This is a genomic window from Pseudoalteromonas sp. 0802 (assembly GCF_013350085.1).
Taxonomy (GTDB): domain Bacteria; phylum Pseudomonadota; class Gammaproteobacteria; order Enterobacterales; family Alteromonadaceae; genus Pseudoalteromonas.
This window is the reverse complement of sequence record NZ_JABVXE010000008.1, coordinates 147,877-159,086: the sequence shown is the minus strand read 5'-3', so window position 1 is coordinate 159,086 and position 11,210 is coordinate 147,877. Positions and strand designations below refer to the sequence as shown.

The window sequence follows — 11,210 nt, the reverse complement described above, 5'->3', positions numbered from 1 at the left end:
TGAGCGCCATTATCAAGCTGCGCCACAAATTATGAATAACCCTTGGTTACAACAACGCAGCAAGTTTTTTAACAAAGCGCGCCAAACTGTAAACTAAGCTATACAATCAACTTAATAAAAAAGGCCATTTCAGGCCTTTTTTATTGTCTGATAAATACTTAAATTTACCTTTAAATACATACAGATAACCACAAAATAGAATAGTAGGCATTAGTCAATCTAGTGGCTTACTCAGTGCCTTTGATAGTGCAATTGCTGAAATTAAAATCATTGTCCCATTTAATTTACAAAAGAGGCTTTGGCTAAATAATGCGGGGATCTTCCCCTTATTGAGATTCTGGTTAATCATCCGCTCACTACAGAACAATAATTCTTTTTTAGCGCAGTGCTTATAATTGCGGGAGTAATGACAATGAGCGAAGTAAATAATCCGTTAGGCCTAGTGGGCATTGAATTCACTGAATACGCAACACCAGATGCAGATTACATGGACAAAGTGTTTACTGATTTTGGCTTCTCAAAGCTAAAAAAATTCAAAGGTAAAGACATCGTTTACTATAACCAACATGACATTCATTTCTTACTAAACAATGAGCGTGATGGTTTCTCTGCTGAATTTGCTAAAAGCCACGGCCCAGCAATTTGTTCTATGGGTTGGCGTGTAGAGAATGCGCAAAAAGCATTCGAGGTTGCTGTTGAGCGCGGTGCAAAGCCTGCGACAGATTCAACACATAAAGATTTACCTTACCCAGCTATTTACGGTATTGGTGACAGCTTAATCTATTTCATCGAGCAATTTGGCGACAAAGGTTCTATCTATGAGTCAGATTTTGAAGATTTAAACGAGCAAAACATTGTTGAAGACAAAGGCTTCATCCGTATCGACCATTTAACCAATAACGTTTATAAAGGCACGATGGAAACATGGGCTAACTTCTATAAAGACGTATTTGGTTTTACTGAAGTTCGTTACTTCGACATTAAAGGTCAAAAAACAGCGTTATTATCTTACGCACTTAAATCTCCGTGCGGTACTTTCTCGATTCCAATCAACGAAGGTAAAGATAACAACAACAACCAAATCGATGAGTACTTAAACGAGTACAATGGTCCGGGTGTACAGCATTTAGCATTCCTAACGAATGACCTAGTAAGCTCACTTGATAAGCTTGATCAATCAACGATTGCAACGCTTGATATCATCCCTGAGTACTACGACACCATTTTCGACCGTGTGCCTTGGGTTAAAGAAGACAAAGAGAAGATCCGTAAGCATCAAATCCTAGTAGATAGCCAAAGCGAAAACTGTTACCTACTACAAATCTTCTCGAAGAACCTATTCGGTCCTATCTTTATCGAGATGATCCAACGTGTAGATGACGGCGGTTTCGGTGAAGGTAACTTCCAAGCGCTTTTCGAATCAATCGAACGTGATCAAGAGCGTCGTGGTGTAATCTAAATCATCATAATGAATAAAAAGCAGCGTGTGGTTTGGGTAAATTCACACGCTGCTTTTTGTCGTTTTAAATTCTGTTTTAAACTAACTGTTTAAATTGCGTTGATTGCCTCCATATAGATAACTAACAAATCAGCGCGAACAAATAAGGAAAGAGTATGAGCCTAATTAACGAAACCCACGATATTAATCTGAAAAGCTGGGTTGCATCTGCTAACGAAGCGAACTGTGACTTCCCAATTCAAAATCTTCCTTTTGCAGAGGTACGTCGTAAAGATTCAGACGAAGCGTTCCGTGGCGCTGTAGCAATTGGTGATCAAGTTATCGACTTAGCAAAAGTAAATGAACTTGGTTTATTCTCTGGTGATGCACAGATTGCCGTTAAAGCCGCAAGCCAAGCTACACTCAATGAATTTATGGGTCTTGGTCAGCAGTATTGGTCTGCACTTCGTCTAGCATTATCAAAAGCACTTCGTGAAGGTGCGAGTGAGCAAGCGCAATTAAGCGAAGCGCTTATCGCTCAAGCAGACATCGAATTTGCGCTACCGTGTCGTATTGGTGATTACACTGACTTTTATACTTCTATTTACCACGCAACAGCGGTAGGTAGTTTGTTCCGCCCTGATAACCCACTTCTACCTAACTACAAATGGGTACCAATCGGTTATCACGGCCGCTCTTCGTCAATTGATGTTTCTGGTCAAACGTTCCACCGCCCTAACGGTCAAACTAAAGCACCAGATGCAGAAGTCCCTTCATTCGGCCCTTGTAAACGCCTAGACTACGAACTTGAACTAGGTATTTACCTTGGTAAAGGTAATGAATTAGGCGATGCGATTGCCATTGAAAATGCTGAAAACCACGTATTTGGTTTCTGTGTATTTAATGACTGGTCTGCACGTGACTTACAAGCATGGGAATACCAACCGCTTGGTCCATTCCTTGCGAAGAACTTCGCTTCGACAGTATCTCCTTGGATTGTTACCACTGAAGCACTGGCACCATTTAGAACAAACTGGACACGTGACGAAAACGATCCACAACCAATGGACTATTTAGAGTCAGCTCATAACCGTGAGTTTGGTGCATTCGATATCAAAATGGATGTGCAAATTGAAACTGAAAAGATGCGTGCAGCTGGCGAAGCACCAACACAAGTATCTAAATCAAGCTTCAAACACTCTTACTGGACCGTTGCGCAAATGGTGACTCACCACACTGTAAATGGCTGTAACTTCCAACCTGGCGACATGTTAGGTTCAGGTACGCAATCAGGTCCTGAGCACGAAGAAGCGGGTTCATTATTAGAACTATCACGCGGTGGTAAAGAAAAGATCACCCTAGCTAATGGCGAACAACGTGCTTTCTTAGAAGATGGCGACAACGTAATCATGCGTGGTTGGTGTGAAAAAGACGGTTTTGCACGTATTGGTTTTGGTTCAGTCGAAGGTACAGTACTACCTGCAAAATAAAAATAACTAGCTATTTTTATTTCCAGAACAACGATTAAGGGCATTTTTTGCCCTTTTTTTTGCATTTTTTTCAGTTGAGTTACAATTTTTTGCTGGCTTTTTTAAATCAGATTGCTATCTTAGCTCGGTTATTAGCCAAATTTTGTACGCCATGTTAGTTAAACTTAAGTCTTTTTATCGCACGTTTTTTCCAGCTCGTCAGCTGTTGATCCGTCAAAATGGCGAGGTAAAACACTTAGTATTAGCCCCTTGGGTGCAATTAACGACTCTACTAGTCATTTTAACTGCTATTGTTTGGTTAAGCATTTCGACACTACAAATCATTTCTCAAGCTGACAAGATCACCAGCATTGAACAAACCCAGCTTACCAAACAGCAAGAATGGCAAAAACAGCATTATCAGCAACAAGCTGTCTATGAAAAACAGCTCGAGCAATTAGCCGTACTTGAACAAAAACAAGCGCTATTGCAAAGCATGATCGAGTCATTACCAGAATCAATGAACAAACCGGCACTGCCAACCGACGCAGAGCCATTGCTTTTACCTGTTCAGGAGCACGCTGAAGAGTTTCACGCACCTTTAGAAGATGAACAGCAACCAAAGCAAGTTAAACGCTTAGAAAGCATTTCTGAGCGCCTAGCTCGCCTTGATGCAGCTTATAACAACAGCTTTGTTGTATTAGATGAGCAAATTAAACTTCGCCACCAAGAAATTGTTGCTATGTTAGAGGGCGCAGGCCTTGATAGTAGCCTTGCCAATGGTTCGGTATTAGAAGGTACAGATACCGCACAGGGTGGTCCATTAGACTTATTCGATGAATCAAAAATCCCTCTTGAGTTTTTAGCAATTGCCGACAAATTGCTGGCATTAAATAACCTCGAAAACTTACTGAGCGAATTACCACAAACACTTCCTGCTGCCGATTACTACATTTCAAGTAGTTATGGTCTACGAAAAGATCCAATGAATGGCCGCCGCGCTTTTCACAAAGGCGTTGATTTAGCAGGTTGGCATAAAACCGAAATTTTTGCTCCCGCTGACGGCACCGTTTTACGTGCTGGTCGTAATGGCGGTTATGGCAACTTTATCGAACTACAACACAAAAATGGCTTCGTTACTCGCTTCGGTCACCTTAATAAAATTAAGGTTAAAAAAGGCCAAACAGTGACTAAAGACGATGTCATCGGCTTAATGGGTAGTACTGGCCGTAGTACCAGCACTCACCTACATTACGAAGTTTTAGTGAATGGCAAACATGTCAACCCGGTTAAAATAACAAAGGCGCTTTCTCGTGTTCGGTAAAAAAAAACAATCAGCAGCTAGCTCGTCTGGCTCATCTTTAAAAAGAACCAACCACACTCCTTCTATTATTTCTGAAGACGTTCGTTTAACTGGCGGCCTCAGCAGCCAAGGTGAAGTTCAGCTTGACGGTCGCATCGAAGGCGATTTACGTGTTAAACATTTAGTGATTGGTCACACTGGCATGATTGAAGGTGTTATTGAAGCTGACAGTGTCATCGTCAAAGGTAAAATTATTGGTTCGCTTATTGCCAATAAAGTGACTATTGAAAGCACTGCAGAAGTTCATGGCGATGTATTTCATGACACCCTGAGCATCGAAGCCGGCGCAATCATTGAAGGCAGCTTAAAACATCGTAATGAAGAAGATAATGTGGCGCCTATTAAGCCTGAAGAACAAAACAGCTCTTCAATACTGGCTGATGATGACAACGACCTGTCGTTTGTAAACAAACAAGCCGCTGATAAGTCTTAACGTTTTTTAGCGGTTACATACATTGTAATATCCGCGGTGAAAACGAGTTCATCGCGGCTATTATAAACCTTCACGGGTACTAGCAAGTCTTGCTTTTCTAACCACTCACTCGGCACGTCTATCTGGGCAACAGCACGCATGTCTGTGTCAATTTTCGCTAAATAATTCACTGTCATGCCTTTTGGGATCCAGCGATGTGTTTTTGTCGGCACAGTGGCATCAACCATTAAGCCAGCACATAGCTCAGCAACATTACATTGTGCAATTGCATGGATGGTACCAATGTGATTATGGATTGCTCGGCGATTTTTAACAGTTGCGCTGCAATGCCCAGCAGTTAAATCTGTGATCAATGGCTTTATTGAACCAAAGTAAGGGGCTTTAAAGCACACGGCTTTACTAAACAACCAGTTACCCTTCGGCAGTGACTGGCATTTAGTCCAAATTTTTAATAATGATGATTGTGAGCTCACGACGTTTATCCATTATTTTTATGATGTGAGATAAAAAACTAACACATCAGACCAGATAGCGAAATGGAAAATTTTTGTAAGCAGTTTTGATGAATACACATTTCGCTAAGTGAATGCTTTTCTTTTCCTTTAGGGGCACATAAAATACCGTTTTAAAGGAGAGCGAATGCAGTCACGCCAGCACAAAAACCTCAGCTTACTATTTATTCTTGGCCTTCTGGTTATTTTTAGCCCGTTAGCAATTGATATTTACTTACCCGCATTTCCGACCATTGCAGAACAATTCAGCGCTTCAGAAAAGCAAATTCAGCAAACCGTCGCTATTTTTATGCTTACCGTTGGGCTTGGACAGCTCATTGCAGGGCCATTAGCAGATAAATTTGGTCGTAAGCCTGTGGCAATCACCGGTGTGGCAATTTATGGTTTAGCGGCTTTTGGTGCGTACCTGGCACCTGATTTTGCGAGCCTGATGATTGCAAGAGCACTGCAAGGTTTGGGAGCCTGTGCCACATTTGTAGTAGCGTTTGCCATTGTAAGAGATAGATTTGGTAGTGAACGCAGCGGCCAAATCATTACTTATCTTAATGGTATCGTCTGCTTTATCCCTGCCCTCGCGCCAATTTTAGGCGCTTGGCTCACAGTACAGTTTGGCTGGCGCATGAACTTTTTATTCATGGCTGTATTTGCACTCATTGGTTTATTCATAACCTTGTTAATGTATAAAGAAACTCGCCCTGCAGATAGTGTATATAGTGGCCATATTCTTGACCTGCGCCGTTTTATGCCAATTATCAGCACGCCATTGTTTTTATTCCATAGCTTAATTTGCTTAGTAACTATGTCGGCTATTTTAGTCTTCGTTACGTTAGCACCTGGCTGGCTTATTACTGAATTAGGTGGCAGTGTTACCGACTTTACTTTCTGGTTTACCTGTAATGCGGTCTTGAGCATTGTTGCAAGCTTTATTATGCCACTGTACATCAAACGCCAACCAAAACGCGCGTTAAAAGCAGGACTCTTGTTGCTTGTAATCGCAGGTGCCTTAATGTTGGCCTTTAGCCAACAACGTACTGCGCTTGCGTTGATGTTTCCGATGTTTATTGCTGCGTTTGGTTTTGCACTGACACTTGGCTCATCAGCAGGCCGTGCATTAAGTTTGTTTCCTAAACAAGCAGGCACAGCTTCCGCACTTATTGGCTTGATGCAAATGAGTGGTGCAAGCTTATTAGTGTTTATAACGCAATTGTTAAATTTAACAACACCGGTATTAATTGGCGTGCACTTTTTAATGCTCATCCCATTTACCTACTTACTGTTCAAACATAAGCACTTGTCATAAAAAAGTTTTATCATACTTTTCGTTATAACGGGTAAATGAGAATCGTTATATTCTATTTACCCATTTAGACATCCTGTTATTTCCTACAGTTATAAAAAGCACCTTTCTAGAATAATTTGTTCCAGTTTTATGGATTATTTTGCTTGTACCTATAGCACCATTAAACTATTGTTTACTCACGTTAACATTTGGTTAACTCAACAACATGTTTGGGATACGAATTATGAAAAAGAATAAATTAGCATTAGCACTGATCATCAGTGGACTATGTGCAGCAGGAACTGCAAACGCAGCAAATGACCGTTACATCATTCAAGTAGACAACAATAAAAAAGGCGTAGTTAAAGCACTCGCTAAAAAGCTTGGTGGTGATATTAAAGTTGATGGTAATGGTTTTATTGCAGCGCAATTTACAGGCCATGACCTTGCAAGTGTAAAAGGCTTACTAAACAACCCTCACATCAAACTGGTTGAAGAAGACCAAAAACGTGTACCAATGGCGCTTTATAACGATGACGCTGGTAATGCAATGCAGCAGCAATTAACGCCTTACGCAGTTTACCAATCACAAGCTGATCAAGTTACCTTCGATGCGAATGCTGGCATGAAAGTATGTGTGATTGACTCAGGTTTAGATGCTACAAACCCTGACTTCATTTGGGGTAACATTACAGGTGATAATGATAGTGGCACAGGCAACTGGTACGACAATGGTGGCCCTCATGGTACTCACGTAGCAGGTACTATTGGCGCCGCAGACAACAATGTTGGTGTAGTTGGTATGGCACCCGGTGTGGCAATGCACATCATCAAAGTATTCAACGCTGAAGGCTGGGGTTACTCTTCAGATTTAGCACACGCAGCAGATTTATGTTCTCAAGCAGGTGCAAATATCATCAGCATGAGCCTTGGTGGCGGTGGTTCAAATAGCACCGAGTCTAACGCATTTGCTAATTTCACAAGTGCTGGCGGTTTAGTTGTTGCTGCAGCGGGTAACGATGGTAACAGCGTACGTTCATATCCTGCAGGCTATCCATCAGTAATGATGGTTGGTGCAAATGATGCGGACAACCAAATTGCAGATTTCTCGCAGTTCCCTAGCTGTACATCTGGTCGCGGTAAACGCGCTACTACAGATGAAACTATCTGTGTTGAAGTAACAGCAGGTGGTGTTGATACACTTTCTACTTACCCTGCAGGTATGGCAACATCAGCTAGCTTAGCAGCTGATGGCGCAGGCTTTGCTACTTCATCAATGGAAAACTCAGGTAATGCATCAGGCACGGCGTATTACATGGGTACTGCTGAAAGCGTAGATGCTGGTGCAGCGGGGAAAATTTGTATGATTGATCGCGGTAATATCTCGTTCTATGACAAGGTAAATAACTGCGAGAACTCAGGCGGTATCGGTGCTGTTATCATCAATAACGAAGCAGGCATGTTATACGCTACACTAGGCGAAACTAACGATACAACAATTCCAGCTGTAGGTGCGGCACTTGAAGACCGTTCAGCTCTTCTTTCAAGCACAACTATTGATATCGCAATTGGTACTAGTGATTATGGTTTCATGAGCGGAACATCAATGGCAACGCCTGCTGTTTCAGGTATCGCAGCGCTAGTATGGTCAAATCACCCTGAGTGTACGGGTACAGAAATCCGTGATGCACTAAAAGCAACGGCAGAAGATCAAGGTGCTTCTGGTCACGATGTTTACTTCGGTCACGGTATTGTTAAAGCAGCTGACGCAGATGCATACCTAACAGCCAATGGCTGTGCAGGTGGTGGCGATAATGGCGGTGGCACAACACCAGGTGGTGATGATATTAGTCTTTCTACTTCAGGTTATAAGTCAAAAGGCACTAAATACATTGATTTAAGCTGGAGTGGCGCTGCTACAAGCACTGTAGATGTGTACCGTAATGGTAGCAAAGTAGGCTCAGTGGCAAACACTAACAGCTACACTGACACTATCACAACAAAAGGCGGTGGTACTTACACTTACCAAGTATGTGAGGCACAAAGCACAACTGTTTGTTCAAACAATAGCACTGTGACATTCTAATACTTTCCCCAACCCAAATCAGCGGGCATTGATTGCCCGCTTTTTCTTTTTCTAGAAGCTTGTTAAAATCAACTACCTAGCTTTTTATCTTTGTGCCGATGATCAATCCAGAATTTCTACTGTCGTTTTTAGGCGCCAGCTTTTTAATTGCCGTAGCCCCCGGCCCTTCTAATGCATTTTTAATGGCACAAACCTTTGCCAATGGCCGTAAAGCCGGGATGCAAAGTGCCTTTGGTTTTGCCTTAGGTGGTGTGGTGCATACTTTTTTTGCGGTGGTGGGTTTAACAGCAATTTTAAAAGCGTCGACTGTTGCCTATACCACAGTGCAGTATTTAGGTGCGGCGTACCTGTGCTATTTGGGCGTAATGACGCTAAAAGACACCTTTACACAGCCTGAGCCAGACTGCGAAGAAAAACCCCATGTAAGTACCAGTAAAAAGCAAAATGTGATGTTTCAAGCAATGATGACCGAGGTACTTAATCCAAAAGTCGCTCTATTCTTTATTGCGTTTATTCCGCAGTTCGTCGATCCGAGCTTATCTTCAACGACCTTTCAGCTCGCTTTTTTTGGTTTACTCTACCCGCTTTTTGCTTTTCCTATCGACTGCACGTATATTTATTTCGGCGATAAGATAGCCAGTTATTTTCGTGAGCACCCACAAACCCAAATTTGGATTGATCGGATCACGGGGCTGGTGTTTATTGCACTAGCAATTAACCTATTGATATAAGAGCACTTATGGAACAAAAACAACAAGCCTTACCAGCCAAAAAGAATATTGCCCTCGTAGCCCATGATGGTAAAAAAGCTGCCCTTCAGGCGTGGTGTGAAAAACACCAAGACATTTTAAGTAAGCACACGCTATACGGTACGGGCACAACAGGTCATTTAATTGAGCGTACAACAGGGCTTGAAGTGATTAAGCTGCTAAGTGGCCCTATGGGTGGCGATCAACAACTCGGGGCTAAAATTGCTGAACATGAAGTGCACATGCTGGTGTTTTTCTGGGATCCACTTGCATCGCAGCCACACGACCCAGATGTAAAAGCATTACTGCGTTTAGCTGCGGTTTGGAATATTCCTGTTGCCTGTAATGAAGTCAGTGCCGATATGCTATTAAGCTCACCTATGATGGAAACTGAGCTGTGCCGCACGTTGCCAGATTACGAAAAATACCTTGCAACGCGCCAAGTGACTCTTTAATTCTATAAGTCGATATATCAAAGTGGGGGCTATTAGCTATAAAGCTTGTGCGCCCACTTAGTTAAACCTGCTGTAACACTACCAAAGTGATCCCCGTTCAGCATAGTAATATCGCCTAAATGGGATTTTAACGCGGCCTTGATCAGCGGTGATTGCGCGCTACCGCCTGTTAAGTAAATGACATCTGGCGTTGTGCCAGCTTCTTGAATCGCTTGTTTAGCTAGGCTCACTATCTGGCTTATCGAATCATCAACGGCTAAAGCTAGATCTTTTAGCGTTAAGCACTGCGTTAAGTCTGAATCTAAGAAGCGCAAATCTGTAGTAAATTCATTGGCTGACGAGAGCGCAATTTTTGCCGCCTCGCCTTGCTGCACTAATTGATGACCTTGCTTATTTTGCTGCAATTGAATTAAGCGTTTAAAAAGCGCAGGCTCTTTGACTTCACGAAGTTGAGTCAGTAACTCACGATGATGGGCATCGCTATAAAACTGGCTTTGCAGATTTACATCATTGATTTTACACGCTTGCCAAAACGGTTGATTCGGCAGAGGAAGACCCGATTTAAACTCAGTGCCTAAACCTAGTAATGGCATTAAACCATGAAAGCTCAGCGCAATATCTAAATCATTTCCACCCACACGCTTACCACTGTGAGCTAAAAAGTCATTGTCACGGCACTGCTTGTCACGAAAGCTAGGCCCCATTTGTACAAATGAGCAATCGCTAGTCCCTCCGCCAATATCGACAACCAACACTTTTTGGTCTTGCTGCAATGAGGTTTCATAATCAATCCCCGCCGCTAATGGTTCATATAAAAACGACACCTCTTTAAAGCCTGCACGCTTTGCTGCTCGCTCTAATATGCCGAGCGCTTGTTGATTAGACTCTTCACCACCGACTGATTGAAAGTTTACCGGTCGTCCAATTACCGTTTCTGTTAATGTGTCTTGCAATGATTGCTCGGCGCGTTGTTTAATTTTTAAAATCATCGCCGTGGCAATGTCTTCAAAGAAGTTTATTTGCCCTTGCTTTAAGCCCACAGCACCAAAAAATGATTTAGGTGACTTTACAAAGTAACCTTCTTCAGGAAACTGCACATACTCGCTAATTGCTTCGCGACCTATAAATAAGGTCTCATCACCAGCTTGTATATCGAGATCAGATTTAATACGAGGAATGGTATTTAAAAGCGCTTGTCGCTCAGTTTTAAAGTCGTGCTCAAATGGGCTACCCGTAAGGTGTTTTGTCACAAAATCGACAACTAATGCACTGTGATGAGTATAAAGTGTTGATGGTAAATATTGCTTGCCCTGCTCAAGCGGTACTAAAGAGACTTGTTGCTCGTTATCTATTACACCGATTGCACAATTTGAGCTACCGTAATCAAAGCCTGCAAACATTCTAACACCTATACATCAATAAAAAG

At 42.3% G+C, this 11,210-nt stretch carries 10 protein-coding genes; 8 read left to right on the top strand and 2 right to left on the bottom strand.

Features of this window, described 5'->3' with window-relative positions:
- Window positions 1-412: 412 nt before the first annotated feature.
- The 4 genes from hppD (at window position 413) to HUS61_RS13990 (ending at window position 4,703) form a co-directional block, all read left to right on the top strand.
- Window positions 413-1,459 (top strand): 4-hydroxyphenylpyruvate dioxygenase, encoded by a 1,047-nt coding sequence (hppD, locus tag HUS61_RS14005; RefSeq protein WP_130166975.1) that lies wholly within the window; start codon window positions 413-415, stop codon window positions 1,457-1,459.
- A gap of 155 nt (window positions 1,460-1,614) precedes the next feature.
- Entirely contained in the window at window positions 1,615-2,928 is a 1,314-nt protein-coding gene (gene fahA / locus HUS61_RS14000; protein WP_175082772.1) for a fumarylacetoacetase, read from the top strand.
- A gap of 151 nt (window positions 2,929-3,079) precedes the next feature.
- A complete protein-coding gene (locus HUS61_RS13995) occupies window positions 3,080-4,231 on the top strand; it encodes a M23 family metallopeptidase (protein WP_054561943.1) in 1,152 nt (383 codons plus the stop codon).
- Window positions 4,221-4,703, top strand: a complete 483-nt coding sequence (locus HUS61_RS13990) for a polymer-forming cytoskeletal protein (protein WP_054561944.1) — start codon at window positions 4,221-4,223, stop codon at window positions 4,701-4,703. Before HUS61_RS13995 ends, HUS61_RS13990 begins: the two co-directional genes overlap by 11 nt.
- Here HUS61_RS13990 and HUS61_RS13985 read toward each other — a convergent pair.
- The gene (locus tag HUS61_RS13985; RefSeq protein ID WP_175082771.1) at window positions 4,700-5,176 is read right to left on the bottom strand and encodes a hotdog fold domain-containing protein; all 477 of its coding nucleotides are present in this window, start codon (window positions 5,174-5,176) and stop codon (window positions 4,700-4,702) included. The genes HUS61_RS13990 and HUS61_RS13985 overlap by 4 nt on opposite strands.
- Before the next feature lie 166 nt (window positions 5,177-5,342).
- Between HUS61_RS13985 and HUS61_RS13980 the strand changes: the two genes are divergently transcribed.
- The 4 genes from HUS61_RS13980 (at window position 5,343) to HUS61_RS13965 (ending at window position 9,784) form a co-directional block, all read left to right on the top strand.
- Complete coding sequence (locus HUS61_RS13980) at window positions 5,343-6,515, top strand: multidrug effflux MFS transporter (protein ID WP_175082770.1); 1,173 nt, start codon at window positions 5,343-5,345, stop codon at window positions 6,513-6,515.
- A 223-nt stretch (window positions 6,516-6,738) separates the two neighbouring features.
- Window positions 6,739-8,580 carry a S8 family serine peptidase gene (locus tag HUS61_RS13975; protein ID WP_175082769.1) on the top strand — a complete coding sequence of 614 codons (1,842 nt, stop codon included), beginning with the start codon at window positions 6,739-6,741 and terminating at the stop codon, window positions 8,578-8,580.
- A 98-nt stretch (window positions 8,581-8,678) separates the two neighbouring features.
- Window positions 8,679-9,311, top strand: a complete 633-nt coding sequence (locus HUS61_RS13970; protein WP_175082768.1) for a LysE family translocator — start codon at window positions 8,679-8,681, stop codon at window positions 9,309-9,311.
- A gap of 8 nt (window positions 9,312-9,319) precedes the next feature.
- Window positions 9,320-9,784 (top strand): methylglyoxal synthase, encoded by a 465-nt coding sequence (locus HUS61_RS13965; protein WP_054551787.1) that lies wholly within the window; start codon window positions 9,320-9,322, stop codon window positions 9,782-9,784.
- Between the two features lie 32 nt (window positions 9,785-9,816).
- Here HUS61_RS13965 and yegD read toward each other — a convergent pair whose 3' ends face one another.
- Window positions 9,817-11,184 (bottom strand): molecular chaperone, encoded by a 1,368-nt coding sequence (gene yegD / locus HUS61_RS13960; protein WP_175082767.1) that lies wholly within the window; start codon window positions 11,182-11,184, stop codon window positions 9,817-9,819.
- Window positions 11,185-11,210 lie beyond the last annotated feature (26 nt).